Source organism: Amycolatopsis deserti, from assembly GCF_014653945.1.
GTDB classification, from domain to species: domain Bacteria; phylum Actinomycetota; class Actinomycetes; order Mycobacteriales; family Pseudonocardiaceae; genus Amycolatopsis_E; species Amycolatopsis_E deserti.
In genome coordinates this window covers 74,044-99,252 of the sequence record NZ_BNAU01000011.1, presented here as the reverse complement: position 1 = coordinate 99,252, position 25,209 = coordinate 74,044, and the positions used below count along the sequence as shown (strand labels likewise).

26 protein-coding genes and 1 riboswitch are annotated in these 25,209 nt (G+C 73.6%); of the genes, 14 read left to right on the top strand and 12 right to left on the bottom strand.

From position 1 onward, the window contains the following. Positions 1–27 precede the first annotated feature (27 nt). Entirely contained in the window at positions 28–198 is a 171-nt protein-coding gene (locus tag IE290_RS34125) for a hypothetical protein (RefSeq protein WP_191248858.1), read from the top strand. A gap of 17 nt (positions 199–215) precedes the next feature. Here IE290_RS34125 and bdeA read toward each other — a convergent pair whose 3' ends face one another. The 4 genes from bdeA to IE290_RS34105 all read right to left on the bottom strand — a co-directional run bounded on the left by bdeA (position 216) and on the right by IE290_RS34105 (position 5,051). Next, positions 216–1,085, bottom strand: a complete 870-nt coding sequence (gene bdeA, locus IE290_RS34120; RefSeq protein WP_191248857.1) for a bis(hydroxyethyl) terephthalate hydrolase — start codon at positions 1,083–1,085, stop codon at positions 216–218. 82 nt (positions 1,086–1,167) lie between these two features. Then, positions 1,168–3,654 (bottom strand): helix-turn-helix transcriptional regulator, encoded by a 2,487-nt coding sequence (locus IE290_RS34115; RefSeq protein WP_191248856.1) that lies wholly within the window; start codon positions 3,652–3,654, stop codon positions 1,168–1,170. A 106-nt stretch (positions 3,655–3,760) separates the two neighbouring features. Further along, positions 3,761–4,600: an SAM-dependent methyltransferase gene (locus IE290_RS34110; protein WP_191248855.1), complete on the bottom strand. Its 840-nt coding sequence runs from the start codon at positions 4,598–4,600 to the stop codon at positions 3,761–3,763. A gap of 70 nt (positions 4,601–4,670) precedes the next feature. Beyond that, on the bottom strand, positions 4,671–5,051 hold the full coding sequence (locus tag IE290_RS34105; protein ID WP_191248854.1) for an anti-sigma factor antagonist: 381 nt from the start codon (positions 5,049–5,051) through the stop codon (positions 4,671–4,673). Positions 5,052–5,261: 210 nt separating this feature from the next. Here IE290_RS34105 and IE290_RS34100 point away from each other — a divergent pair, with 210 nt between their 5' ends. After that, entirely contained in the window at positions 5,262–6,407 is a 1,146-nt protein-coding gene (locus IE290_RS34100; protein WP_308431407.1) for a M20/M25/M40 family metallo-hydrolase, read from the top strand. Between the two features lie 336 nt (positions 6,408–6,743). Here IE290_RS34100 and IE290_RS34095 read toward each other — a convergent pair whose 3' ends face one another. Further along, positions 6,744–7,304 carry a winged helix-turn-helix domain-containing protein gene (locus tag IE290_RS34095; protein WP_191248852.1) on the bottom strand — a complete coding sequence of 187 codons (561 nt, stop codon included), beginning with the start codon at positions 7,302–7,304 and terminating at the stop codon, positions 6,744–6,746. A 52-nt stretch (positions 7,305–7,356) separates the two neighbouring features. On the opposite strand from IE290_RS34095, the gene IE290_RS34090 reads away from it, so the two are divergent. Next, the gene (locus IE290_RS34090) at positions 7,357–7,944 is read left to right on the top strand and encodes a DUF4291 domain-containing protein (RefSeq protein WP_191248851.1); all 588 of its coding nucleotides are present in this window, start codon (positions 7,357–7,359) and stop codon (positions 7,942–7,944) included. Between the two features lie 245 nt (positions 7,945–8,189). Here IE290_RS34090 and IE290_RS34085 read toward each other — a convergent pair whose 3' ends face one another. After that, positions 8,190–9,692, bottom strand: coding sequence for an FAD-dependent monooxygenase (locus IE290_RS34085; protein WP_191248850.1), 1,503 nt, complete (start codon positions 9,690–9,692; stop codon positions 8,190–8,192). Positions 9,693–9,764: 72 nt separating this feature from the next. On the opposite strand from IE290_RS34085, the gene IE290_RS34080 reads away from it, so the two are divergent. Next, entirely contained in the window at positions 9,765–10,475 is a 711-nt protein-coding gene (locus IE290_RS34080) for a TetR/AcrR family transcriptional regulator (protein WP_191248849.1), read from the top strand. A 15-nt stretch (positions 10,476–10,490) separates the two neighbouring features. Here IE290_RS34080 and IE290_RS34075 read toward each other — a convergent pair whose 3' ends face one another. Continuing rightward, complete coding sequence (locus tag IE290_RS34075; protein WP_229874874.1) at positions 10,491–10,868, bottom strand: STAS domain-containing protein; 378 nt, start codon at positions 10,866–10,868, stop codon at positions 10,491–10,493. A gap of 171 nt (positions 10,869–11,039) precedes the next feature. On the opposite strand from IE290_RS34075, the gene IE290_RS34070 reads away from it, so the two are divergent. From IE290_RS34070 to IE290_RS34040, 7 genes are all read left to right on the top strand, one after another. Continuing rightward, positions 11,040–11,879: an MEDS and STAS domain-containing protein gene (locus tag IE290_RS34070; RefSeq protein ID WP_229874873.1), complete on the top strand. Its 840-nt coding sequence runs from the start codon at positions 11,040–11,042 to the stop codon at positions 11,877–11,879. Then, positions 11,876–12,811, top strand: a complete 936-nt coding sequence (locus tag IE290_RS34065; RefSeq protein WP_191248848.1) for an anti-sigma factor RsbA family regulatory protein — start codon at positions 11,876–11,878, stop codon at positions 12,809–12,811. Before IE290_RS34070 ends, IE290_RS34065 begins: the two co-directional genes overlap by 4 nt. Before the next feature lie 78 nt (positions 12,812–12,889). Then, positions 12,890–13,651: a maleylpyruvate isomerase family mycothiol-dependent enzyme gene (locus tag IE290_RS34060; RefSeq protein ID WP_191248847.1), complete on the top strand. Its 762-nt coding sequence runs from the start codon at positions 12,890–12,892 to the stop codon at positions 13,649–13,651. Positions 13,652–13,729: 78 nt separating this feature from the next. Next, positions 13,730–14,605, top strand: a complete 876-nt coding sequence (locus tag IE290_RS34055; protein WP_020422687.1) for an AAA family ATPase — start codon at positions 13,730–13,732, stop codon at positions 14,603–14,605. Then, entirely contained in the window at positions 14,602–15,990 is a 1,389-nt protein-coding gene (locus IE290_RS34050; RefSeq protein WP_191248846.1) for a vWA domain-containing protein, read from the top strand. Before IE290_RS34055 ends, IE290_RS34050 begins: the two co-directional genes overlap by 4 nt. Before the next feature lie 78 nt (positions 15,991–16,068). Further along, positions 16,069–17,019, top strand: a complete 951-nt coding sequence (locus IE290_RS34045) for a hypothetical protein (protein WP_191248845.1) — start codon at positions 16,069–16,071, stop codon at positions 17,017–17,019. Between the two features lie 369 nt (positions 17,020–17,388). Further along, on the top strand, positions 17,389–17,622 hold the full coding sequence (locus tag IE290_RS34040; RefSeq protein WP_027935461.1) for a hypothetical protein: 234 nt from the start codon (positions 17,389–17,391) through the stop codon (positions 17,620–17,622). Here IE290_RS34040 and IE290_RS34035 read toward each other — a convergent pair. From IE290_RS34035 to IE290_RS34020, 4 genes are all read right to left on the bottom strand, one after another. Then, positions 17,619–18,641: a FecCD family ABC transporter permease gene (locus IE290_RS34035; RefSeq protein ID WP_191248844.1), complete on the bottom strand. Its 1,023-nt coding sequence runs from the start codon at positions 18,639–18,641 to the stop codon at positions 17,619–17,621. The genes IE290_RS34040 and IE290_RS34035 overlap by 4 nt on opposite strands. Further along, positions 18,638–19,633: an ABC transporter substrate-binding protein gene (locus IE290_RS34030; RefSeq protein WP_191248843.1), complete on the bottom strand. Its 996-nt coding sequence runs from the start codon at positions 19,631–19,633 to the stop codon at positions 18,638–18,640. The genes IE290_RS34035 and IE290_RS34030 overlap by 4 nt, the downstream gene beginning before the upstream one ends. 71 nt (positions 19,634–19,704) lie before the next feature. Then, positions 19,705–19,827, bottom strand: a riboswitch (cobalamin riboswitch). 167 nt (positions 19,828–19,994) lie between these two features. Then, the gene (locus IE290_RS34025; RefSeq protein WP_191248842.1) at positions 19,995–20,771 is read right to left on the bottom strand and encodes a sulfite exporter TauE/SafE family protein; all 777 of its coding nucleotides are present in this window, start codon (positions 20,769–20,771) and stop codon (positions 19,995–19,997) included. Positions 20,772–20,861: 90 nt separating this feature from the next. Further along, positions 20,862–21,683, bottom strand: a complete 822-nt coding sequence (locus IE290_RS34020; RefSeq protein WP_191248841.1) for a class I SAM-dependent methyltransferase — start codon at positions 21,681–21,683, stop codon at positions 20,862–20,864. Between the two features lie 51 nt (positions 21,684–21,734). Between IE290_RS34020 and IE290_RS34015 the strand changes: the two genes are divergently transcribed. Then, positions 21,735–22,244: a CGNR zinc finger domain-containing protein gene (locus IE290_RS34015; RefSeq protein WP_191248840.1), complete on the top strand. Its 510-nt coding sequence runs from the start codon at positions 21,735–21,737 to the stop codon at positions 22,242–22,244. A 716-nt stretch (positions 22,245–22,960) separates the two neighbouring features. Here IE290_RS34015 and IE290_RS34010 read toward each other — a convergent pair. Continuing rightward, the gene (locus tag IE290_RS34010; protein ID WP_191248839.1) at positions 22,961–23,803 is read right to left on the bottom strand and encodes an LLM class F420-dependent oxidoreductase; all 843 of its coding nucleotides are present in this window, start codon (positions 23,801–23,803) and stop codon (positions 22,961–22,963) included. A 73-nt stretch (positions 23,804–23,876) separates the two neighbouring features. Between IE290_RS34010 and IE290_RS34005 the strand changes: the two genes are divergently transcribed. Together IE290_RS34005 and IE290_RS34000 are read left to right on the top strand one after the other, a co-directional pair. Then, positions 23,877–24,476 carry a sulfite oxidase-like oxidoreductase gene (locus IE290_RS34005; protein ID WP_191248838.1) on the top strand — a complete coding sequence of 200 codons (600 nt, stop codon included), beginning with the start codon at positions 23,877–23,879 and terminating at the stop codon, positions 24,474–24,476. A gap of 1 nt (position 24,477) precedes the next feature. After that, a complete protein-coding gene (locus IE290_RS34000; protein ID WP_191248837.1) occupies positions 24,478–25,209 on the top strand; it encodes a ferredoxin reductase in 732 nt (243 codons plus the stop codon).

The window sequence follows — 25,209 nt, the reverse complement described above, 5'->3', positions numbered from 1 at the left end:
CACGCGCCCGCCGGGTACCCGGCGGGCATGACGACCTCACCGTTCGAACCCGACCCGTACCTCGGCGAAGAGCGCATCGCCGCCGCGGACCCCGGACCCGGGGCGCCGGAACCGGCACCGGGGTTCGGGCCCCGCGGCGGCGACGAAGAGGACGAGCACCGCGGCGAAACGGCGGACCAGGAGCGCGAAGACTCCTGATCCGCCGCGCCGGCTCGTCAGTACGGGCAGGTCGACCGGTACTCCTCGATCGCCAGACCGCTCGGGTTCGGGCAGAGGAACTGGTCGTAGCGGGTGTCGTCGTCGATGAACCGCTTGAACCACGAGATCATGTACTTGGCCATCGTGGTGTTGGGCGTGTTCGGGAAGAAGTGCGACGCGTTGTTCAGCTCCATGTACGCCTTGTCCAGGGTGCTGGGCAGCGACGTGTAGAACGGCTCGGAGTGCGTCGCGACCGGCGCGACCGTGTCGGACTCGCCGCCGATGATGAACGTCGGCACCCGCACGCCGGAGAAGTTCTTCTGCAGGTTCCACGGCGCAAGCGGCACGGCGGCCTGCAACGAGGGCCGTTCCTCGGCGGCTTCCAGCGTGCCGCCACCGCCCATCGAGTGGCCCGCGACGCCGAGACGGCTGCTGTCGATGCGGCCACGCACCGAGCTGCGCTGCGTCAGGTAGTCCAGCGCGGCGAGCAGCTGGTCACCCCGGCTGGCGGGCTGGTCGTAGCGGGTGATCGTGTCGATGGTGAACACGACGAACCCCTGCGAGGCCAGGCGCGGTCCGATCCAGGCGATGCTGGACTGGTCGGCGGTGTAGCCGGGCGAGATGGCGACCGCGCCGAAGGTGCCCTGGCTGGTGTCGGTCGGGTAGTAGATGGTGCCGCCGCCGAACCCGGTGACGGCCAGCGACGAGACCGTGGTCTGCGAGACGGCGAACGGGCCGCGGCTGGCCTCGATGCTCGACTCGGTCGGGTCGGGGCCGCGCTCGTAGGGGTTGTCGGCGGCCTGCGCGGTGGCCGTCGCGGTGGCGGTGCCCGCGACCAGAGCCAGCGCCGTGACCAGCCGGGAGAGGTGTCTTGGTGAACGTCGCACTGATCGAACTCCCTTTCCGTGAGAGGGGAACCACGCGAGCGTGGCAAAGGCCGCCAACCACGCGCATCGGTGAAATCGCCAGTCACCGGTAGCGCGCGGCCAGCTCGACGCGGGAGCGGATGCCCAGCCGCGCGAAGATGTTGCGCAGGTGGTGGTCGACCGTGCGGTGGCTGATGACCAGCTGGGCCGCGATCTCCCGGTTCGTCGCGCCCTCGGCGACCAGCCGCGCGATCTGCATCTGCTGCGGCGTCAGCCCGCCCGGCTTGGCGCACCCCGGCACCCACTCCCCCGCCGCCCGCAGCTCGGCCGTGGTCCGCTCGGCCCAGCGCGGCGCGTCGTAGCGCTGGAAGATCTTCAGCGCGTCCCGCAGCAGCTCCCGCGCGGCGCGGGCCTTGCGGTTGCGGCGCAACCGGTGCGCGTAGAACAGTTCGGTCTTGGCCAGCTCCAGCGCGGTCTGGCTGGCGCGGTGCAGCTCGATCGCGGTCTCGAAGTGCTCGTCGGCGTCCGGCTCGCCGAGCAGGGCGCGGCAGCGGTGCGACAGGGCCATCCGGACGTCGCTGCCGGTGCTGCGGGCCCAGTCCTCGTACGGGGCCAGCGGCTTGGCGGCCTTCACGTGCTGCCCGCAGCGGGCCGCGGCCTCGACGAACTGCGGGGTCGCCATCGCCCGGATGCCGGGGTGCACCCGGCCGGTGCCCGCCGCCATCAGCCGGAACCGGTCCAGCGCGTCGTCCGGCCGGTCCTCGGCGAGGTCCACGCACGCCGACGCCCACGTGCTCAGCGCGCCGGGCCGGCCGAGGCCGCGGGTGGCGACCTCGTGCGCGGCCGCGTCCAGCCGCGCCTGCGCGGTGGTCCGGTCGCCGCGCAGGGACGCTTCCAGGGCGAGGATCGTCAGGTGGTCGACCGCCGAGTTCGGCTGGCCGATCGTGCGGGCCATGCGCAGCCCCTCCAGCGCGCTGGACAACGCCGCCGAGTGCCGGTCGAGCATCAGCTCCGACACCGCCACGTACACCAGGGCCCACGGGACGACGGCCGTCGTGCCGCGGCTGCCCGCCGCGGTCACCGCGCCGACAGCCAGTTCGTGCGCGCGGGCGGCGTCGCCGAGCGTGTAGGCGGCCTGGCTCGCCCAGATCTTCGCCACCGGCTCGTCGAGCACCCCGCCGAGCCCGACCACCCGGCGCAGCGGCGCGGCCGCGCGGTCGTGCCGCCCGCGGAAGGCGTCGCTCATGCCGGCGAAGTGGTCCAGGATCAGGCGGGTGCGCGGGGAGTCGTCGGGGCGGCGCAGCTGCTGCGCGCGGTCGGCGATCGCGTAGTACCGCACGTAGTCCCCCGCCACGCAGCTCGCCTCGCCGGCCAGCATCAGCGCGGTGAGCGCGTGGTCGCGCTGGGACCCGGCGAGCTGGTTCGCCGCGACGAGCAGGGTCTGGCTGGCGACGGCGGGCATGCCCTCGCGCATTTCGAGGCTGCCCTGCAGCAGGTCGGCGACGCCGCGCATGGACGACTCCCGCGCCAGCGGACGGGCCTGCCGCAGCAGCGCCCGCGCCCGCCGGGGCCGCCCGGCCAGCCAGAACTCCGACGCCGACTCCAGCAGCTCGCCGGCCAGCCGCGGGTCCGCGCTCCCGGCGAGCGCGGCCCGGTGCCAGGTGCAGCGCAGCCGGTGCCGCTCCGGGTCCAGAACGGACAGCAGCAGGGTGTGCGTGGCGCGCCGGTCGGCCAGCGGCGCCTCCTCGCGGACCAGCGCCTGCAGCAGCGGGCTCGCGGCGAGGACGTGGTCGCCGTCCAGCCGCACGAACCCGGCTTCGCGGGCCTCCTCCAGCGCACGAAGGTCCACCCCGGACCGTTCGGCGGCGCGCACCAGGGTGTCCACGTCGAGCCAGTCGTCGAGCGCGGCCATCAGGGCGATCTCGCGGGCGCCCGGGCCGAGCGCGGCGAGCCGGTCCCGCACCGCGCGGCGCAGGCGGCTGTGCGGCGGGATCCGTGGTGCGGCGGCCAGCTCGGTGAGGGCGAGCGGGTTGCCGGAGGCCAAGTCGAGCAGGTCGGGGGCGGGTTCGGCGACCCCGTGGTCGCCGAACACCTGCGCGCTGGCCTCCGCGCCCAGCGGTTCGAGCCACACCCCGGGGAGCCCGTCGAGCGGTGCCCCGGCCGCGAACAGCACGAGCACCCCGCTGCCGGACAGCCGCCGGGCCGCGAACGCCAGCGCGTCGCGTGATTCGGGGTCGAGCAGGTCGGCGTCGTCGACCAGGCACAGCAGCGGCGCCGCGGCGGCCAGTGCCGCGTGGACGGCGCGGCCGAGCGCGAGCGGGTCGGCGGGGAGGTCCGTCAGGCCCGGCAGGAGCTGGAGCAGGCCGCTGTGGCGGAGGTGGCGTTCGGCCGCCACGCCCCGGGCCGAGCGGATGGTGAACCCGTCGGCTTCGGCCCGCGCCGCGGCGAGCAGCGCGGTCCGGCCCGACCCCGGCTCACCGAGCACGACGAGACCGCCGCCGCGGCCGTCCCGGGCCTCCCCGAGGGCGCGGCGCAGGACGGTCAGCTCACGATCGCGACCACGCAGGACCACCCGGTCATCGGAGCCCATGCGGTCATCGTGCCCAGCCGCCCCGGGCGCCGGGAAGAGACGATGGTGGGATACTCACCGGGACGCAATTTTTTGCGCCGGGAACCCGCACGCGGGTGACAAATTCCTACGGCTTGCGCCCCACCGCGCCGACGATGCACCGCGCGGCCAGGCTCAGCGGCGCCAGCCGCGGGCCGTCCGGCCACCACTCGTCGCAGACGGCGAGGCCCGGCTCGGACAGGGCGTTCGGCTTGATCAGCTCCAGCCCGTCCAGCATCGCCAGGATCTCGTCCCTCGTGCGGAACCGGCCGGCGCCCATCGGGCCGTTGACGAGGATGTTCTCGATCCGCTTCGCCACCTCGGTCAGCTCCGGCACCTCGGGGTCGAAGAAGTGCGAGAACACCACGTACGACCCCGAGGGCAGCGCGTCGATGTAGGCGCGCATGATGCCGGCCGCGCCGTCGCCCTCGTAGTGGTGCATCGTGCCGACGTGCAGCAGCACGAGCGGCTGGCTGAAGTCGAGGTGCCGCCGGACGACCTCGTCGCCCAGGACCTGGGACGGGGAGAAGATGTCCGCCTCGGTCATGTGCACGAAGTCGTTCTCCTCGAGCAGCGCGCGGCCGTGCGCGAGGACCACCGGGTCGTTGTCGACGTAGACGACCGTCGTCTCGGGGTTGGCGCGCTGCACGATCTGGTGCGTGTTCTCCGCGGTCGGCAGGCCGGAACCGCAGTCGAGGTACTGGGCCAGATCGGTCTGGGCGGCCAGGAATCGGCAGGCGCGGTTGAGGAAGCCGCGGTTGCCGCGGGCGATGTCGACCGCCTCGGGGACCGCCTCGTTGATCTTGCGCATCACCGCGCGGTCGACCTCGTAGTGGTCCTTGCCGCCGAGGAAACCGTCGTAGATGCGGGCGATGCTGGGCCGGGTCGGGTCGACGCCGACGGGCACCTGGCTGGGCGAAGAAGCCATCACTACACCTTCTCGCGAGCGGGTGGGTGAACACACAGTAGTGCTCCGCGTTCGGCGAGTGGAAGCGCCCTCACGCGACGGACGTGGACCGGGACAGCGCCTCGGACACGCTGGAATACACCGGGAGCACCCGGTCCAGGCCGGCGAGCTTCAGCGGCTGCAGCACGGTGCCGCTCGCCGCGACCACCCGCAGCGGCGTGTGGTTGCGGGTGCACCGGTCGTCGGAGTTGACCAGCAGCGTCAGCCCGCACCAGCCGAAGAACTCCACGTCCTGCAGGTCGAGCACGACGGGCGCGGGCGGGGACGCCACGGTGACCGCGGTGCTGAGCTCGTCCTGGAGGTGGGCCAGCGAGCTGAAGTCCACCTCGCCGGCGACGTGCACGACGACGGCGGAACCGCGGGTCTCCCGGCGGACGGTGAGCAAACCGTCGGCGGAGGTACTTCCGGACATGCCGTTGCCCTCCCCTCCGCGCGAGGCCCGGTGCCGTTGTCCTACCACGACCGATGTGGGCTGTCCACCGGAGCACCGCCTTGACCAGGCCGTCTGTCCTCGATGGCCTCGTTCGGCCGCGTGCCGGCGGTGCTCGCCCTCTTGCGGGGACGTGGCGAGCGGACGCAGGCTGATCCCGGAAGATCACCCGAGGGAACTGGAGCGGATGCCGTGACCGAGGTCCGGGCGTTGCACGAGTGGGTGCGGGCACACCGCGCCGAGATGGTCGACGACCTGAGCCGGTACGTCGGCCTGGAGACGCCGAGCACCGACCGGCTGCTGCTGGAGGCCGGACTGTCCTGGCTGGACGGCTGGCTGCGGGCGCGGCTGGGCGAGCCGGCGTCGGTGCGGGTGACCGAGGGCGGCGAGTTCGGCGACGTCCGGGTGTACGACTACGCCGGGTCCGATGTGGAGGCGGTGCTGTTGCTGTGCCACTACGACACCGTGTGGCCACAAGGGACACTGGTCGGATGGCCGTTCACTGTGGACGGTGACCGGGCGACCGGGCCCGGGGTGTTCGACATGAAGGCCGGGCTGGTGCAGGTGGTGTGGGCGCTGCGGGCGCTGGAGGCGGCCGGGTTGCCGCGGCCGCCGGTGCGGCTCGTGCTGAGCGGCGACGAGGAGATCGGCAGCCCGGTGTCACGGCCGGTGATCGAGGCGGCGGCGTCCGGGGTGCAGGCGGCGCTGGTGTTCGAGGCGGCGGCCGATGGCGCGGTGAAGACCGCCCGCAAAGGCGTGGGGATATATCGAATCTCTGCCACGGGTGTGGAGGCGCACGCCGGGCTCGATCCGGGCAAGGGCGCGAGCGCGGTGGACGAGATCGCGCGCGTGGTGCTGGCGCTGCACGGGCTGACCGATCTCGCGGCGGGGACGACGGTGAACGTCGGCGTGGTCGGAGGCGGGTCGCGGGGGAACGTGATCGCGGGCGCGGCCTGGGGCGAGGTCGACGTGCGGGTGTCGAGCGCGGCGGAGGCGGCGCGGATCGAGGCGGCGCTGGCGGGGCTGCGGGCGGCGGACCCGCGCGCGACGGTGACCGTGGAGGGCGGCTGGAACCGGCCGGTGATGGAGCGGTCGGCCGGGATCGCGGCGTTGTTCGAGCGGGCGCGCGACCTGGCCGCGGAGATGGGGGTGACGTTGCGGGAGTGCGCGGTGGGCGGCGCCAGTGACGGCAATTTCGTGGCCGCGCTGGGCGTCCCGGTGCTCGACGGTTTCGGCGCCACCGGCGACGGAGCCCACGCGCGCCACGAGCACATCAGCGTGAACGGAATGCTGGAGCGGAGCGCCCTCGCCGCGGCGGTGCTCAGGTCACTCGCCTGAGCCCGGTGCCGGATCGAGGTGATCGGATGGCCGCCTCGCGGGTTCGTGCTTTCCGCATCGCAGCTGCCGGCCCACTCCAGCGACCGCACAGTCCGCCGATCGCCGCTCACCGCAGCCAGCCCCCCAGCGCCAGCGCAGTCCGCCCATCGCCACTCACCGCAGCCAGCCCCCAGCGCGAGCACATTCCGCCCCCCGCTCACCGCAGCCAGCCCGCCCTACGCCAGCACAGTCCGCCCACCACCACACCGCCACCGCGGCAATCAGCCCACTCCGGCGAGCACGGCCCCCGATTCCCGTCGCTGCCGCTGCCGGGGCTCGTCCAAGGCGCGGGTGCCGTCAGGGGTCGCCGCCCTCGAGGAAGGCCCGGCCTCGCGGCGAGAGGCGGTAGCCCACCTCCAGACTCTCCGTCAGCCCCAGCTCCTTGAGCCGCCGGACGCGGCGCTTGAACACGTCCCGCGGCAGGCCCACCCGAGCCGCCAGGTCGACCGCCCGCACCGCCTCGTTCTCGGCGATCAACCGCAGGAACGCACCCGTCCACGGCGCGTCCGCCACCCGGTCCATCCGCCACAGCGCGGCGCCGATCGCGGCGCGGTCGCCGTCCGTCAGATCGGCCGCCTCGCGCAGCGCCACGCGCGGGTCCGGGCCCGCCACGCGCAACCCGATCCGGAACAACCGCCCCGTGCCGCGGTCGGGCATCTCCGCCGCGGACGCGTAACCCGCGGCCCGGGCGTCCTCGTCGGTCACCGCCGCGACCTCGTCCACCGACGTCACCTCGACCACCCCGGCCGCGGTGCGCATCCGCGAGCCGGGCCGCACGCGGGGCGCGTCCCACCTGCGGAAGGCCACCGTGACGCGGCCCGCCGCCAGTCCCTCGATCGCCGCGCGGTCGAAGAGCATGCCCCAGTCTCGCACGCAAAACCGGTTGCGCCCATGCCCGAAGATCACCCACATGAGCAACGAAATCCGCGCCCGGTACGACGACGACTCGATTGTCGTATATCAGGCGTATTCCCCGGAGATCGCCGAGCCGGCTCTGCGCGCCGGAACCTTCGTGCCGCCGTTCAAGCGCGGCCGCATGACGTGGATCAAACCGTCGTTCCTGTGGATGGCCTACCGCAGCGGCTGGGCGCGCAAGCCCGGCCAGGAACGGGTCCTGGCGGTGACGATCACGCGTGCGGGCTTCGAATGGGCGCTCGCGCATTCGTGCCTGTCCGCGTTCGACCCGAGCCACCACCCGAGCGAGGCCGCCTGGCGACGCCAACTGGGCGCCAGCCCGGTGCGCATCCAGTGGGATCCGGACAAGAACCTGCACCTGCGGCCGCTCCCGGAGCGCGCCATCCAGATCGGTTTGTCGGGTGAGGCCGCGGACCGCTACGTGGACGAGTGGATCATCGGCCTGACCGACGAGACGGACCGCGCCCACGAGATCGAGGCCCTGGTCCGCGACCGCCGCCTGGACGAGGCCCGCGCGCTCCTCCCGGCCGAACGCCCGTACCCGGTGCACGCCGACCTCGCCACCCGCATCGGCGCGAACTAGCGAAACCCCCGGCTGGCCGGCGAATACCACGACGGCGGCCTGGTGGGGACGGGCCCCGGCGCGCCCGAGCACCCACGCCACCACCGACCCCAGCTCCGCATCCGCCCGCGGACGGTCTGCACCACGACGACGGCCCAGTCACGACAGGCTTCCGGCGCGCCCTAGCGACCGAGCACCCGCGCCCCATCCGCCTGCAGCCGATGTGCGCCACGACGCCCCCGTTCACGACGGGCACCCCGCGCGCCCTAGCGACCCAGCACCCGCGCCACCACCGACTCCAGTGCCGCGTCCGCCTCCGCCAGCCCGGCCGGCGTGCGCCAGGCGATGAAACCGTCCGGGCGGACCAGCAGCGCCCCGCCCTCCGCGATGCCGATCGTCGCCAGCCAGGCTGGGTCCGGTACCACCGCCGCACCCAACGGGAGGCCGAGCCGCGCGGCGGCCTTCTCCGTCGCCTCGGCCCACTCCGGGGTTCCGGCGAACACCGTGAACCGGGAGCGCACCAGGTCCAAACTGGACACCCCGGGCGAGACCCACCGGTGCGGCAGACGCGAACCCGGAGCACCGTCCAACGCCACCGCGACGTCCTCTGTGGACGGTGGCTCCACCACCGCGTCGATCACCGCGGCCGAATCGTAGCGGTAGCCCATCGTCACCATCGGCGCGTTCCACGCCCCGGCCGCCGCCCGTTCCGCCGCCGCGGCCGGGTCCCAGTGCAGCCGCGGGTTCTCCCACCGCACCATCGCCTGCCGGGTCACCAACTCCGCCACCGCGTGCCGCTCGTCGTGGTAGGTGTCCAGCAATCGATCAGCGGCCTGTCCGGACAGCACCATCGCCAGCTTCCACGCCAGGTTGTGCCCGTCGGCCACACCCGTGTTCAGCCCGAACGCCCCCAGCGGCGAGACGGCCCGCGCCGCGTCGCCCACCAGGAACGCCCGACCGGCGCGGAACTCCTCGGCCATCCGCAGCGTCGCCCGCCACCACTTCGCCCCGATCACCTTCACCGGCACGTCCGCGCCCAGCGCCGTGCGGATCAGCTCCTCCGGCGTCCCGGGCGCGCCCGAGTGCAGCACCCACCGCCGCTCGCCGACGCTGAGCAGCATCCCCCGCACGTCCGGGTGCCGGATCTCCACCATCGTCGGCATCGTGCCGAAGAACCCGGTCAGATCCGCCTCGAACAGGATGTTCAGCACCGGCTCCCCCACCTCGCCGGGGCCGCTGGTCCCGATGCCCAGCGCCGGGCGCACGGCCGTGTTCACGCCGTCCGCGCCCACCAGGTACCGCGTCCGCAGCACCCGCCCGTCGGACAGCGTCACCGACACCCCGTCCGCGTCCTGCTCGACCCCGGTGACGGCCACGCCGAACTCCACCGTCGCACCCCGCTCCCGCGCGGCGGGCAGCAGCGCGGCGTCCAGCCGGTCCTGCGGGTAGTGCCCGCTGGGCGTCTCCGGCGAGACCTGCGGCCCAGCCACCGCCGGACGGCCGGGCGCGCTTCCCCGGTCGATCTCCGCCACCGTGTGCGCGTCCGCCTTCCACATCGCGGTGGACCGGACCGCGACGGCCTCGAGCGCCGGCCCCAGCCCGGCCTCGCGGAAGAACTCCAGCGTGCGCGGGCTGAGGCCGAGCGCCCGCGGGTGCTCCGACAGACCCGCCCGCCGCTCCACCACGTGCGCACGCACCCCGTGGTGTCCCAGGAACACCGCGGTGGCCAGGCCGACCGACCCACCACCGGCGATCACCACATCCGACACGAGCCTTCTCCTCTCGGTTGGGAACAGCGTTCCCGCCATGGGAACACCGTACCCGAAAAGTACACTGTGCCCATGCCGCCCGCGAAGAACCCGCCGACGATGGTCTGGATGCGCGACCGGACCACGAAGACGCGGCCGGTCGTCACCGAGGAGAAGATCGTCCGGACGGCCATCGCGATCGCCGACGCCGAAGGCCTGGACGCGCTGTCCATGCGGCGCCTCGCGGCGGAAATGGACTCCGGCACCACGTCGCTCTACCGGCACGTGGCGAGCAAGGACGAGCTGTTCGAGCTGATGGTCGACACGATCATCGGCGAGGAACCGCTACCGGAGCCCGGCGACGACTGGCGCGCGGAGCTGGCCCAGCTCGCCCGCCGCCAGCGCGCCCTGCTGCTGCTGCACCCCTGGCTCGCCCAGCAGATCACCCGCCACCCCGCCCTGGGGCCGCACGTGATCGCGCGCGCCGACCACCAGCTCGGCATCGTCTCCCGCGTGACCGGCGACCCGACGCTCGCGACGATGGTGGTGGACACGATCAACACCCACGTGCTGGGCGCGGTGTCCGCCGAGCTGGCCGAGCTGGAGGTCCAGCGCCGCACCGGCATGACCGAGAACGAGTGGCGCGACTGGGTGGGCGCCTACGTCCGGCAGGTCGTCGAGTCCGGCCGGTACCCGCATTTCAACCGACGGGTGCTCGAAGCCGACGACCAAGACCCCACGACCCGCTTCGAGTTCGGCCTGGAATGCCTGCTCACCGGCATCGAGGCGGCCCTGCGCCAGTGAACCTGCACCGCGGATTCAGCCCGCGGCCAGCGCCTCCTCGACGCTGCCGTACAGGTCGAGCACCTTGTCCAGCGCGGTGAGCGTGAAGATCCGGGCCAGCGAACCCGGCGCGACGATCCGCAGCACGACCCCCGCGGTGCGCGCCGAGGTGATGGCCGCCAGCCCGGACGAGCCGAGGAACGCGACCCCGCTCAGGTCGACGACGACCACCCGCGGCCGTCGCGCGACCAGCCGGCGGAACGCCGCCTCCAGCCGGTTCGCGGTGGCCAGGTCGAGTTCGCCCTCGACCGCCAGCACGGCGACGTCGCGGCTCGGCCACCGGACCGAGACGTGCAACGGTGTGGGCGTGGTGAGTCCGGCCGGTTCCTCCGGAACGCGCGGAACCCGAGACATGACGCGCTCGCCTACCCTTCGGCGACAGCCCTACCCTTCGCGAACAGTGTGGTGCGGCTGAGCTCTGAACCGCGTCCAACCCAGCGTAGTCGACCCGGCGACGCCCGCACCACCGCGTGCGGAGGCGACGACTTCTGTCCGGGACGCCGTGTCGGAGTACCCTTCGGATCGATGAGACGGTCCGGAATCGTGGTGGACGCGCGCGGCCTCGGCTGCCACGACCACCTGTGCTGGGGCTACGAGGACCCGGCCGAGTTCCGGTCCCGCGTGCGCGAGTTCCTGGCCGAGGGCCTGGCCCTGGGGTACCGGGTCGGCTACGCCGGGACCGGGCCGGTGTCGCGCCTGGCCGAGGACCTGGACGGCATCGTCGACGCCGACGAGGCCCGGCGCCGCGGGGATCTGCGGGTGGTGTCGCTCGACGACCTCGGCGCGACCGGCGACCCGCACGCGCGGCTGCGGATCTACGCGCGGGCCACCGAAGCGGCGCTGGCCGAGGGCTACCGCGGGCTGCGGGTGGCGGCCGATGTCACCGGCCTCCTGCGGTCACCCACCCGGTTGAATTCGCTGGCGCGGTTCGAGCACCTCTCCGACGAATACTCGGCGCTGCACCCGTTCTCCGCGCTGTGCGGCTACGACCGCAGGCAGCTGGACCGGCCCACCCTGGCGCTGCTGTCCGCGCTCCACCCGTGCGCCAACGAGAACCGCGCGGGGTTCCGGCTGCACGCCTCGGCGCGCGGCGGCTGCTGCGCGAGCCTGGGCGGCGAACTCGACCTCGCCTCGGCCGAGGTGTTCCCCCGCGCGCTGCGGCACGCCGACCCCCGGCCCGTCGGCGGGCGGCTCGTGCTCGACGCCGCGACGCTGGACTTCATCGACCACCGCAACCTGCTGACGCTGGCCGAGCACGGCAGGCGGCACGCGGCCGCGGTCGTCCTGCGCGCGCCCCGGCCCGGACCGGCGAACGTCGTGGAGGTCCTGAAGCTCGAGGACATCCGCGTGGAGGCGCCGCGATGAGCACCGGTTTCGTGCACGAGGCCCTCTTCTACAGCTCCCCGGACGAGTACGTGGCGGGGCTCGTGCCGTTCCTGACCGAGGGCCTGGCGGCCGGCCACCCGGTGGCGGCCGCCGTGCCGGAGCCGAACCTGTCGCTGCTGCGCGACGCGCTCGGCGAGGACGCGCGCCGCGTGCACCTGCTCGACATGGGCGTGGCCGGCCGCAACCCGGGCCGGATCATCCCGTACGTGCTGCGCGACTTCGCCGACCGCCACCGCGACGCCGCCCGGGTGCGCATCATCGGCGAACCGATCTGGGCGTGGCGCTCCGCGGTCGAGTACCCGGCGTGCGCCCAGCACGAGGCGCTGATCAACCCGGCGTTCGAGGGCCGGGACGTCACGATCGTGTGCCCGTACGACACGAACGCGCTCGACCCGGTCGCGATCGCGGATGCGCGCGTGACCCATCCGCTGGTCACCGAGCGTGGCGTCCAGCGGGACAGCGACACCTACGCGTGGGAAGACCTCGTCGCGCGGTACAACGATGAGCTGAAACCGTCCGCGGAGGCGGTGACGTTCCGCGTCGAGGTGCCGGACGAGCTGTCCGCCGCGCGGCGGGCCTTCGCCGCGCACGCGCGGGAGCACGGGCTGGACGAGGGGCGCACCGAGGACCTCAAGCTGATCCTCACCGAACTGGCGACCAACAGCCTCCTGCACGCCGGCACCCCGTGCGAGCTGAGCCTGTGGCGCGAGGGCGGCGAACTGGTCTGCTCGGCCACCGACGGCGGACGGCTGGCCGACCCGCTCGCCGGACGGCGTCCCCCGGAGCGCGGTCAGTTGTCCGGGCGGGGCCTGCTGCTCGTCAACGACCTGGCCGACCTGGTCCGCACGTACCGCGCGCCGGGCGGCACGACGATCCAGGTGCGCCTGCGGCTGGGCGAAAAGCCCTTGTGACAGAAGCGGCCCGGATGTCCACTTCGGAACCGATCCGGCCCCCGCGACGATCATCGACCCGGTATGTTCGGCCGGGTCATGACGAAACCCGATCAACCGTTCCTCCTCGACACCCTGCGCGCCGAGATCCACGGGATCGGGGTCCTCGCCGCGCCGGCCGATCCGGGCCTGCCCGTGCCCGCGTGTCCCGGGTGGACGGCCGGCACGCTGATCCGGCACCTGGGCGGCGTGGCGCACCGGGTCACCGACTGGGTGGACAGCCAGACCCTGCCGCTGGAGTGGGAACGCGAACCGCCGGCCGGGCAGGACGTGCTGGAGTGGTTCCGCGCCGCGGCCGACGGCCTGTTCCGCAGCCTCGCCAGCCGCCCGCCGAGCTTGGAGTGCCAGACCTGGTTCCCCGCCGACCGCACGTACGGGTTCTGGCGCCGCCGGATGGCGCACGAGTTCACCGTGCACCGGGTGGACCTGGAACAGGCGCTCGGCCTGCCGCCGGTGGTGGATCCGGCGCTGGCCGCCGACGGTGTGGACGAGGTGCTGACCGTGTGGCTGGCGGAGGGCAACCGGCCCGCGCCCGAGGAGACGGTGTCCGTGGACGGCGCGGGCGAGGTGTTCGAGGTGCGGTGCGCCGGTCGCGTGTGGACGGTGCGGATGCCGTCCGGCACCGGTGTTCCGGTCGTGTGGGCGGAAGCCGCGGACAGCGCCGACGGGCGGGTCAGCGGCGCGCCGGAGGACGTGTACCTGTGGCTGTGGGGGCGCGGGCCGACCGACCCGCTGGCGGTGACCGGGGACGTCTCCGGACTGCGCGCGGCGCTGGCGGCCGTCACCCGGTACGCGGCGTGAGATTGGGCACGACGGCCGCACGATCGGCGCCCCAGGGCCCAGAATAGGTAGGTTGCGCACCAACCCAGGGAGGGGCCGATGCAGGAGCCGTTGTTCGGCTCGGTCGACGAGGTCGTCGAGCGCCTGGCCGGGGCGGGCTACCTGGCCTCCACCGCCGTGGCCACCACCGTCTTCCTCGCCGACCGCCTCGGCAAGCCGCTGCTGGTCGAGGGCCCGGCCGGGGTCGGCAAGACCGAGCTGGCCCGCGCGCTGGCGCAGGCCACCGGCAGCGAGCTGGTGCGGCTGCAGTGCTACGAGGGCATCGACGAGGCCCGCGCGCTGTACGAGTGGAACCACGCCAAGCAGCTGCTGCGCATCACCGCCGGCCGCGACGAGGGCTGGGAACAGGCCCGCGACGAGGTGTTCAGCGAGGAGTTCCTGCTGCCCCGCCCGCTGCTCAAGGCGATCCGCAACCCGGACCCGACGGTGCTGCTGATCGACGAGACCGACAAGGCCGACGTGGAAATGGAGGGCCTGCTGCTGGAGGTCCTCGGCGACTTCCAGGTGACCGTGCCCGAGCTGGGCACGATCACCGCGCAGCGCCGCCCGTTCGTGCTGCTGACCTCGAACGCGACGCGCGAGCTGTCGGAGGCGCTCAAGCGGCGCTGCCTGTTCCTGCACCTGGACTTCCCCACGCCGGAGCTGGAACGCGACATCGTCACCCTCAAGGTCCCCGGCCTGGACGCGCGCCTGGCCGATTCGGTGGTGCGCGTGGTCGCCGCGCTGCGCACGATGGAGCTGCGGAAGGCGCCGTCGATCGCCGAGACCGTGGACTGGGCCCGCACGCTGCTCGCGCTGGGCGCGGACACGCTCGACGAGCAGGTGGTCGAGACCAGCCTCGGGGTGATCCTGAAGTACCAGAGTGACCACCGGAAGGCCGCGGCCGAGCTGCGGCTCGACTCGCTGCTGTCATGACCTCCCCGGCGCTGCCGCGGCGGCTGGTCGAATTCGTCGGCTCGCTGCGCGAGCACGGGATCCCGGTCGGTCCCGGCGAGACGGTCGACGCGGCCGCCGCCGTGGACGTGCTGGGGCTGGCCGACCGCGAGCAGCTGCGGGCGGCGCTGGCCGCGACCGTGCTGCGCCGCTCCGGCCAGCGGGCCACCTTCGACGCGCTGTTCGACCTGTACTTCCCGGTCGCGGTCGGGGCCGCTGAGACAGCCGGGGACGCGCCGTCGGAGGCGACCGACCTGCGGGAAGCCCTGGTCGCCGCGCTCGCCGAGGGCGACCAGGACCGCCTGCGGGCGCTGGCCTCGGCCGCCGTGGACCAGTTCGGCCGCTACGGGTCGTTCGGCGAGGGCGGTTCCGGTGGCGGCGGGGCGAACGGGATGCGCGGCTGGTCGGCCTACCAGGCGCTGGACCGGGTCCGGCCCGACGCGTTGCTGAACCGGGTGCTCGCCGCGATCCGCACCGACGCCAGCGCATTCGGCGACGCCGTCGCCCGCAGCGAGGCGCGGTCCCGCATCGCCACCTACCGCGAGGCCGTGCAGGCCGAGGCCCGCCGCCGCACCGCCGAACTGCGCGGACGCGACCGGATCGCCCAGTACGCGGTGCCGCCGCAGACCGACCTGGTCAGCTTCACCAACGCCACCCGCGCCCAGCTGGCCGAGCTGCGCCGCACGATCCAGCCGCTGTCCCGCAAGCTCGCCACCCGGCTGGCGACCCGCCGTCGCCGGGCCCGGCGCGGGCAGATCGACCTGCGGCGCACGCTGCGCCGGTCGCTGGCCACCGGCGGGGTGCCGATGCGGCCGGCGATGCGCGACCGTCGTCCGGGACGGCCCGAACTGGTCCTGCTGTGCGACATGTCCGGCTCGGTGGCCGGGTTCGCGCAGTTCACGCTGCTGCTGGTGCAGGCCCTGTCGGACCAGTTCAGCAAGATCCGCACGTTCGCGTTCGTCGAGCTGACCGACGAGATCACCGGCCTGGTCACCGCGGGCGCGGCCGATCCGGAGGGGCTCGCGCGACGCATCCTCACCCAGGCGAAGCTCACCCGTTGGGGGATGAGCAGCGACTACGGCGGCTCGCTGGCGAGCTTCGCCGACGGGTGGCCGGACGCGGTCGGCCCGCGCACGTCGGTCCTCATCCTCGGGGACGGCCGCACCAACGGCGGCGACCCCAACCTGGACGCGGTGCGCCGGATCGCCGAGCGGGCCAAGCACGTCCACTGGCTCAACCCGGAAGCCCGATCCGCCTGGGGCACGGGCGATTCCGCGGCGCTGCAGTACGCCCGGGTGGTGCCCATGCACGAGTGCCGCAACCTGCGTCAGCTCACCCAGCTGGTGACCGAGCTGCTGCCCGGGTGAGGGTGACGAAGAAGCCTCTCGGGGAGTGATTTTCCCGCTGCGGCGTGTAAGTGGTCGAGACCAGGGCATCCCGCTGTCATGGCGGGCAGCAAGGTCGGCAGGCGGGCGTTCCTCACCGCGGCTCTGGCGGGTGCGGCGAGCGCGGCCTGCAGCAGTGGTGGTGATTTCTTTTCCGTGCCAACGCTTTCCCGGCCGCCGACCCGGCTGGACGCCCCGGCCGCCGGGTTGCGCGGGTTCCCGGCGCAGGTCGCCGCGCACAGCGTGGTCGACGACCACCTGCTGGTCGGCTACTGCGGCGCGCCGGGCAGCCCGGCGCTGGGCCGGATGACCGGCGACCTGCAGGAGGCATCCGCGCAGCTGCGCGAGCTGATCGGCACGTATCCGAAGGACCGGCCGGTGGTGCCGGTGGTCGAGCTGATCGCGACCACGGTGAACCCGACGCCGGGGCCGGACGGCATGTTCCGCAGCCGGGCCAACGACAGCACGATCCAGCGCTACCTGGACGCGGCGCGGGCGCTCGGCGGTCAGCTGCTGCTCAACATCCAGCCCGGCCGCGCGGATTTCCTGCCCGAGGTCAAGGCGTTCGAGCGCTGGCTGACCGAACCGGACGTGGGTGTCGCGCTGGATCCGGAGTGGGCGGTGGAACCGGGTGTCGTGCCGGGCGAGGAGTTCGGTGTCACCACCGGCGAGGAGCTGGACGGTGTGGCCGCCTACCTCGCTTCGCTCGTGGCGCGGCACCGGCTGCCGGAGAAGATCATGGTGTACCACCAGGTGGCGGTGTCGGTCGTGCGGGACGTCGCCGGGCTGAAGCGGCACAGCGGCGTCGCGGTGATCAACGTGGTGGACGGCATCGGCAGCGCCGAGGCGAAGAAGGCGACCTGGGACCTGGTCATGAAGCGCCGTCCGCCGCACGTCAACGCCGGGTTCAAGCTCTTCTACCAGGAGGACACCCGCGGCGGTGGGGCGCTGATGACGCCCGAGCAGGTGCTCGCGCTGCAGCCGAAACCGGTGTACGTGGTGTACGAATAGGGCCCCCGAGCGCGGGGCAGTTGGGAGTCCGCACTCGGGGGCCACTCGCCTGCCGCAACGCTCCGAGGGGGAGTTCGAGCGCCGGGCAAGACGGCGGTGCCGGAGGTGTCGCGCCCACCCTCCGCACGGGCCTTACCAGTGAATCGAGGCGAAAGCAGGGCGTGTTACTGCCCGGTCTTCACCAATTCAGGGAATCCACGAGATGTCGTCGCGCTGGACGGCGTGGAGGGTCTGCCGGGTGTCGTGTGAGCTGGCTCGCATGCCCCACGACGCTAGCGATTGTTGAACGATCCGTCAACCCGGTTGCTCGATTGTTCAACGATCCTCTATTCTGTGGCGCACCACACCGTTCTCGGAAAGGTGCCAGCGATGACCGCGTCCACCCTCAGCCACCGCGACGTCGAGTTCCTGAAAGCGGTTGCCGACGGCCGCGTGGAACTGACCGCGAGCAGCGAGCCGCACGTGTACGTCGACGGTCTCTCCTGCTGCGACCAGTTCGGCGCGCGGCTGCTGATCCACGCCGGCCTGGTCCGCCGCGTGCCCGGCACGGGTGCCCGCATCCCCGCCAAGCTCACCGACGCCGGCCGCGACGCGATCCGTTAGCGGCGCGTCCACTGTGGACGGCTGCGGTAGAGGACCGCGACGAAGGCGGGCACGCCGATGATCGACGTGACCACGCCGACCGGCACCTCCTGCGGATCGAGCACCGTGCGGGCCAGCGTGTCCACCCACACCAGGAACACCGCGCCGGCCACGGCGGTCACCGGCAGCAGGCGGCCGTGGCCCGGGCCGACCAGCGCGCGGGCCGCGTGCGGCAGCACCAGCCCGACGAACCCGACCGCCCCGCAGGCGCTCACCAGCGCGGCGGTCAGCAGCGCGGTGGCGCACAGCAGCACGATCCGGGTCCGGGTCAGCGCAACCCCCAGCGCCGCGGCGAGATCCTGGCCGTAGGCGAGCACGTCCAGCGTGCGGGCGTGGCCGAAACACACCACCAGCGCGACCACCAGCACCCCGGCGCACACCCCGACCTCGGACCAGGACGCGCTGCTGAACGACCCGAGCAGCCAGAACAACACGCCCCGCGTGGTCTCCGCGTCCCCGGCCGTCAGCACGACGAACGAGGTCAGCGCGGAGAACAGCTGCATCGCGGCGACCCCGGACAGCACCACGCGTTCGGTCGTGCCGCCCAGCGTCTGGCTGAGCAGCAGCACGAGCCCGAACGACAGCACCGCCCCGGCGAACGCGCCCGCGGACAGCGACACCACACCCCCGCCGACGCCGAGCACGACGACCAGCACCGCGCCGGTCGACGCGCCCGAGGACACCCCGAGCACGAACGGGTCGGCCAGCGGGTTGCGCAACAGCGACTGCATGACCGCGCCGCACACCGCCAGCCCCGCGCCGCACACCGCGGCGAGCAGGGCGCGCGGGATCCGCAGGTGCCAGACGATGCCGTCGCGCACCGGCGTCAGCACCGGCTCCCCGAGGCCGAGGTGGGCCAGCACGGTGGCGTAGACGTCGCCGACGCCGATCCCGGCCGGGCCGATCGTCACCGCGACCGCCACCGACACCACGAGCAGCGCGAATCCCCCGGCGCACAGGGTTGCGGCGGGGCGCCTCACCCGGCGAGCCCGAACCCGCGCAGCGCCGCGGCGACCTGCTCGGTTCCGTCGACGGTGCGCAGCGTCGGGTTCATCGCCTGCCCGGACAGCAGCACGTAGCGCTTGTTCCGCACCGCGGCCAGGTCGCGGGTCACCGGGTGCGATTCCAGGAACGCGATCTTGGCCGCGGCGGTCTCGGCGGTCTGCGAGCGGCGGGTCAGGTCGCCCAGCACGATCACGTCGGGATCGCGTTCGGCGACCGTCTCCCAGTTGACCTGCGGCCACTCCTCGCGGGTGTCGTCGAAGACGTTGTGCGCGTGCAGAGTGGTCGCGATGATGCCGGGCGCGCCGCAACAGCCGGCCAGGTAGGGAGCTTCGGAGTTGGCGAACCAGAACATCAGGCGCACGTTCGACGCGTCGGTGCCCGTGGCGGTGCGCATCCGTTCACGCAGGCTCGTGATCAGCTGTTCGCCGCGGTCCTCGACTGCGAAGATCCGTGCGAGGTCACGGATCTCGGTGTAGACGGTGTCCATGGTCAGCGTCTCGGTGCGGGCGCCGTCGCCGCCGCCGCTGGTGTCCTTGGCGCACTCGGTGGGCGACAGGTAGGCGGGCACGCCGAGCTGCTCGAACTGCTCGCGGGTGGCGACCCCGCCCTTGCCGAGGGTGGCGCCGAACGAGGCGGCGACGAAGTCCGGCTCGGCGGCCAGCACGCTTTCGAACGACGGGTAGTTCTCGGCCAGCCGGGGCACCTTCGCGTTGTCCGCGGCCAGGTGCGGCAGGACGGGGTCGGTCCAGGTCGCGGTGCCGGCCATCCGGTCGGCGAGACCGAGGGACAGCATGATCTCCGCCGCGCCCTGGTTGAGCGCGACCGCCCGCTGCGGTGGTTTCGGCACGCGGACCTGGTGCCCGCAGTTGTCGATGACCACGGCGGCGGTGGCCCCGGGGGCGGTGCTCGCGCACCCGGTCAGCGCCAGCACGGCGGCGAGCAGCGGAAAGGTGATCGATCGGCGCACAGCGGCCCCTTGCGTCGAGGGCTCATGCGCGGAGCCCGGTCCGGCGGTCTCCCCCTCGCGGGGGTGCCAGCAGGTCTTCGGACTCGGGGTCGTCCGGGCGGAACGCCTTCCCGGACCGCGTGGTCCAGTGGCCGTTGTCCCGCCCGTCGCCACTCACCGCTGCGCGTCAGTTCCGGATTCGCACCGGATTCCCTGGCCCTGCGCGGGCACGACTGGCGCGCTGACGCTACCACGATGACCTCGTCCCCGACGGCCACTGTGCCCGGTTCCACTGTGGACCCGTAGACGTCGAGGCACGTCACCGGCGAGGGCTCGACTTGACGGGATGACGGAAGCTCGCAGCGAGATGACCGGCGAGCGTCTAGCTCCAGGCCTGCCAGGCCAGCGTGACGGCCAGGCCGATGCCCGCCAGGGCGATCGCGACGCGCAGCGGCGCCGCGGGCAGCCGCCGCACCACCGCGGGGCCCACGAACGAACCGGCGATCAGGCCGACGCACAGCGCGACCGCCGCGGGCCAGAGCACCGGGCCGGTGAACGCGAACACCACGGCCGCCACCAGGTTCGCCGCACCGGTCACGATGTTCTTCGCCGCGTTCGTCCGCGCCAGCGGCTGCGTCCACGCCGCGGACAGCAGCGCGAGCATGATCACCCCGGCCGCGGCGCCGAAGTACCCGCCGTAGATCGCGACCAGGAACGCGCCCGTGGCGGTGCCCGCGGTGAGCCCGCCGTCGCCGCGGCCGGCGCGTTCGGCCAGACGCGGGGCGAACAGCAACAGCACCGACGCGCCGCCGATGAGGAACGGGACGATGTAGGCGAACGTGCCCTCCGGTGTGAGCAACAGCAGCGCGCTGCCCGCCGCGCCGCCGACCGCGGTGATCGCGCACAGCCGCAGCAACCGCGTCCGCTGGCCTCGCAGCTCCGGCCGGGAACCGGCGGCGGAGCCGACCGTGTGGCCCATCAGCGCGACGGTGTTGGTCACGTTGGCGGCGACCGGCGGCACCCCGATCGCCAGCAGCGCCGGGTAGGACACCAGTGAAGCCAGTCCGGCGATCGACCCGGTCAGGCCCGCGCCGATCCCGGCCACCACGAGGAACAGCAGCTGCCACGGGCCGAGGGTGAGGAGCGGGTCAGCGGGCACGTCGTGCCAAGTTACCGCAGCGGCAATCGTTTTCCCGCCGCGCGAGACGAATCCCACTCCTCCATTGTGGATCTGGCGGGCTTCGGCGGACTACGGCTTGACCGCGGTGACGAGCCAGGTGGCGCCGCCCAGCAGCACGCCGTCGGGGGTCTCGTGCGGCTGGAGCGCTTCGGTGAGCGCGGTGACCGCCCGTTCGACGGTCTCCGCGGGGTAGCGCGCGAAGATCGCCTTCACCATCGCGCTGCGGCTCAGGAAGGCGGCCGCCTCGCGAGCGTCGGCGCCGAGCCGGACGGGTTCCCGGACGGCGTCCACGGCGATGCCCGTCAGCTCCGCGCCGCTCAGCAGTTCGCGCAGGTACTCCGGCCGGGCGAAGGAGAACGGGCCGGGGCCCGGCGGGTTGGCGTCGCTGGTGTCGACGTACGGGGCGATCGCGTCCAGCGTCAGCGCCCGGTGCTCGTTCTCCCGCAGGTCCTGCCAGCACAGGAACGCCAGCCGGCCGCCGGGCCGCAGCATGCGGGCGATGTTGGTGAAGGCGGCGAGCGGGTTGTCGAAGAACATCACGCCGAACCGGCTGAGCGCGACGTCGAAGGCGTCCGCCCCGAAGTCGTGGACCTGCACGTCGGCCTGTTCGAACCGCACCCCGTCGAGGCCGGCGGCGCGCTCGCGGGCCACGGCGAGCATGGGGCCCGACAGGTCGGCGCCGAGGACCGTCGCGCCCTGCTTGGCGGCCAGCAGCGTGGTGGTGCCGCAGCCGCAGCCGATGTCGAGGACCCGCTCCCCCGGCTCGATGCGGGCGGCACCGAGCAGGTGCGGCGTCAGGCGGGCCAGCATGGCGTCGTAGTGCTCGGCGTGGTCGGCCCAGTAGCGGCCGATGTCGCCGTTCCAGTCGCGTGCCTCGTCTTCGTTGGCCATGCGGTCACGTTAGCCCCGCGCCGCCTCGCCCGGGTGGCGTAACCTGCGGCCATGTCCTACTCGCGCCCCGCCGCGCCGGACGAGCTGCGGCCGCTCGAGGTGTTCGGCAACTCGGCGCGGTTCCTCTACGACGAGGACCACTTCAGCTCCCCCGAGGAGGCGGCCGGCTGGCTGGTTTCGCACGGACTGGGCTCGTTCCCGCTGGACACCCGGGGCCTGGAGCGATTGGTGCGCTTCCGCGAGACGCTGCGCGATCACCTGGACGGGGTGGACGTGTCGGCGGCGCTGAACGAGTTCGCGGCGTCGGCGGTGTCGGGTCCCCGCTGGCCGGGGCCCGCGCTGGCGGCGGCGGGCGAGGGCGTGGACGGGCTGATCGGGAGGCTGCTGGAGGTGCTGTTCCGCGCCGAGGTGACGGGCCAGGCGCGGCGGCTGAAGCCGTGCCGGGCGCCGGAGTGCCGGTGGCTGTTCTACGACCGCTCCCCGGCGGGGAACAGCGTGTGGTGCAGCATGGACATCTGCGGGGCGCGGCACAAGATGCGGGCCTACCGGTCGCGCCGCTGAGCGCCCCCGCGAAGCTGCGGCGCTGCCGGCGAGTGGCGCATGGGCCGTGGCCCGGCGCCCCCTCCCGTGGCCCGGCCCCGCTGCCCCCCGGCGGCGCGGGGGCAGCCCGCACTGCACTGCCCGCCGCGCCCGCAGGGCGGGCAGCCATCGGAGCCGCCGCCCAGCGCTCAGCCCAGCCACAGGCGCCCCGCCCCTAGCCAGACCCCGCCTCCCGCGGCGCCCGCAGGGCGCGTGGCCCATCGCGGCGCCCCACGCCGCACCGCAGCGCGCGGCCCACCACCGCACCCGGGAGGCGCAGGGGCCACCACGGCGCGACCGCCCGCGCTCAGCCGAGCCGCAGGCACTTGCCCAACAAGCGGCCCACCACCGCACCCGCGAAGCGCCACCACCGCCCGACCAGCCACCGGCGCTCAACCCAGCGACAGCCGCCTGCCGAGCCAGCAGCCCACCCCCACCCGCGGGGCCCCACCGCCGCCCGGCCAGCCGACGGCGCTCAACCCAGCGACAGCCGCCTGCCGAGCCAGCAGCCCATCACCCCACCCGCGAAGCGCCACCACCGCCCGACCAGCCACCGCCGCTCAACCCAACGACAGCACCCTGCCGAGCCAGCAGCCCACCACCCCACCCGCGAGGCCCCACCGCCGCCCAGTCCCGCATCCCGCGGTTCAACGCGGCGCCCGCAGGGCGCGGTCCTCCACGGCCCAAGCCCCCAGGGTTCAGTCCAGGGGCAGGCGCTCCCCCAGCCGCCTGATGTAGGCGGCCACCTCGTCGGCCTCCCGGTCCGGCAGGCCGAACAGCACCTCCGTCACCCCGAGCGCCCGCCAGTGCGCCAGCACCTCCCCGTCCGGGCGGCCGGCCAGCGCGATCACCCTCGGCTGTCCCTCGCGGCCGGCGTCCTGCCAGATCTTGTGCAGCAGGCGCACCTTGTCGTCCAGGTGGTGGTCCCTCGGGGTCGTCAGCCAGCCGTCCGCGGAGCGCGCGATCCAGGTGAACGTCCGCTCCGTGCCGCCCGCCCCGATCACCACCGGCACCTCCCCCACCGGCTTCGGCCACGCCCACGACGGGCCGAACCGCACGTGCTCGCCCTCGTACGCGGCCTCCTCGGACGTCCACAGCGCCCGCATCGCCTCCAGGTACTCGCGCAGCACCGTCCGCCGCCGCCCGGCCGGCACGCCGTGGTCGGTCAGCTCGTCGACGTTCCACCCGAACCCCGCTCCGAGCACGACCCGGCCGCCGGACAGGTGGTCGAGCGAGGCGATCGTCTTGGCCAGGGTGATCGGATCGTGCTCGGCGGGCAGCGCCACCGCCGTCGACAGGGTGATCCGGCGCGTCACCGAGGCCGCCGTCGCCAGGGCGACCCACGGGTCGAGCGTGCGCAGGTACCGGTCGTCGGGCAGCTCGGCGGTGCCCGTGCCCGGGTGCGCCGCCTCGCGGCGGACCGGGATGTGCGTGTGTTCCGGCACCGCGAACGAGTCGAACCCGGCGTCCTCCGCCGCCCGTGCCGCGTCGGCGGGCGCGATCCCGCGGTCACTGGTGAACAGCACGACCCCATATCGCACGGCGACCTCCCTTGACTAGAACATGTTCTAGTAAATCACGGCTTACACTCGCCGGACGAGGAAGGGGAAGCGCATGGGCATCGTGACACCCGGGTTCCGGGGACGGGCGCGGTCGGCGGACGAGAAGCTGCCGCCCGGGCAGTACCTGGTGGAGGACTTCCCGGTCCTCTCCGCCGGACCGACGCCGCGGGTGCGGACGGAGACTTGGCGCTTCACGGTCACCACCGAGACCGGGCAGAAGCACGAGTGGTCGTGGGCGGACCTCAAAGCGCTGCCATTGGAGACGCCGACGGTCGACATCCACTGCGTGACCCGCTGGTCGAAGCTCGGCACCACCTGGCGCGGCGTCTCGCTGGACACCCTGCTGGAAGACGTCGACACCGCCGCCGACTACGTGATGGTGGAGTCCCACGGCGGGTACACGACCAGCCTGCCGCTGGAGGACCTGCTCGACGGCCAGGCGTGGATCGCCTACGAGTTCGAGGGCGAGGACCTGCCCTCGGAGCACGGCGGCCCGGCCCGGCTGCTGGTTCCGCACCTGTACTTCTGGAAGTCCGCCAAATGGGTCAAGGGCCTGCGGCTGATGCTGGACGACGACCCCGGCTTCTGGGAGGCCGCCGGCTACCACAGCTACGGCGACCCCTGGCGCGAGCAGCGCTACCAGGGGGACTGACGTGGTCCAGGGGAAGCTGGCGTGGCGGGTGGGCCGCCTCGCCGAGGTGCGCGACGAGACGCCCACCGCGCGCACGCTCGTGCTCGACGTGCCCGGCTGGCCGGGACACCTGGCCGGGCAGCACGTCGACGTGCGCCTCACCGCCGAGGACGGCTACAGCACGACCCGCACGTACTCGATCGCCGCGCCCGCGGACGGTGACCGCGTCGCGATCACCGTGCAGCGCGTGCCCGGCGGCGAGGTGTCGCCGTATCTGACCGAGGTGTTCGCCGCCGGTGACCCGGTCGAGCTGCGCGGCCCGGTCGGCGGGTGGTTCGTGTGGCGGCCCACCGCGCCCGATCCGGTGCTGCTGGTCGCCGGCGGCGCGGGGATCGTGCCGCTGATGGCGATGATCCGCGCGCGCCGCCAGGCGGGCAGCCGGACGCCGTTCAAGCTGCTGTACTCGGCGCGCACCCCGGAGGACGTGTACTACGCCGACGAGCTGCGCCGCCCGGAGGCCGGGCTGGACGTCACGCTCGTCTACTCGCGCAAGGGCCCGGCGGACTGGCCGGGCGAGCCGCACCGGATCGGGGTGGCCGACGTGAACACCGCGGGCTGGCCCGCGGTGTTCGCGCCGCAGTGCTTCGTGTGCGGGCCGACCGGTTTCGTCGAGGCGGTGGCCAACATCCTCGTCGCGCTGGGGCACGACCCGCGGCGCGTCAAGACCGAACGCTTCGGGCCGAGCGGGAGCTGA

Coding starts and splice junctions, on each gene's coding strand:
- IE290_RS34050 (WP_191248846.1), top strand. CDS start 14,602: ATGACCTCCCCGGCGCTGCCGCGGCGGCTGGTCGAATTCGTCGGCTCG.
- IE290_RS34110 (WP_191248855.1), bottom strand. CDS start 4,600: ATGGCTTCTTCGCCCAGCCAGGTGCCCGTCGGCGTCGACCCGACCCGG.
- IE290_RS34040 (WP_027935461.1), top strand. CDS start 17,389: ATGACCGCGTCCACCCTCAGCCACCGCGACGTCGAGTTCCTGAAAGCG.
- IE290_RS34125 (WP_191248858.1), top strand. CDS start 28: ATGACGACCTCACCGTTCGAACCCGACCCGTACCTCGGCGAAGAGCGC.
- IE290_RS34065 (WP_191248848.1), top strand. CDS start 11,876: ATGAGCACCGGTTTCGTGCACGAGGCCCTCTTCTACAGCTCCCCGGAC.
- IE290_RS34005 (WP_191248838.1), top strand. CDS start 23,877: ATGGGCATCGTGACACCCGGGTTCCGGGGACGGGCGCGGTCGGCGGAC.
- IE290_RS34095 (WP_191248852.1), bottom strand. CDS start 7,304: ATGCTCTTCGACCGCGCGGCGATCGAGGGACTGGCGGCGGGCCGCGTC.
- IE290_RS34020 (WP_191248841.1), bottom strand. CDS start 21,683: ATGGCCAACGAAGACGAGGCACGCGACTGGAACGGCGACATCGGCCGC.
- IE290_RS34055 (WP_020422687.1), top strand. CDS start 13,730: ATGCAGGAGCCGTTGTTCGGCTCGGTCGACGAGGTCGTCGAGCGCCTG.
- IE290_RS34045 (WP_191248845.1), top strand. CDS start 16,069: ATGGCGGGCAGCAAGGTCGGCAGGCGGGCGTTCCTCACCGCGGCTCTG.
- IE290_RS34075 (WP_229874874.1), bottom strand. CDS start 10,868: ATGTCTCGGGTTCCGCGCGTTCCGGAGGAACCGGCCGGACTCACCACG.
- IE290_RS34060 (WP_191248847.1), top strand. CDS start 12,890: ATGACGAAACCCGATCAACCGTTCCTCCTCGACACCCTGCGCGCCGAG.
- IE290_RS34080 (WP_191248849.1), top strand. CDS start 9,765: ATGCCGCCCGCGAAGAACCCGCCGACGATGGTCTGGATGCGCGACCGG.
- IE290_RS34015 (WP_191248840.1), top strand. CDS start 21,735: ATGTCCTACTCGCGCCCCGCCGCGCCGGACGAGCTGCGGCCGCTCGAG.
- IE290_RS34115 (WP_191248856.1), bottom strand. CDS start 3,654: ATGGGCTCCGATGACCGGGTGGTCCTGCGTGGTCGCGATCGTGAGCTG.
- IE290_RS34070 (WP_229874873.1), top strand. CDS start 11,040: ATGAGACGGTCCGGAATCGTGGTGGACGCGCGCGGCCTCGGCTGCCAC.
- IE290_RS34090 (WP_191248851.1), top strand. CDS start 7,357: ATGAGCAACGAAATCCGCGCCCGGTACGACGACGACTCGATTGTCGTA.
- IE290_RS34105 (WP_191248854.1), bottom strand. CDS start 5,051: ATGTCCGGAAGTACCTCCGCCGACGGTTTGCTCACCGTCCGCCGGGAG.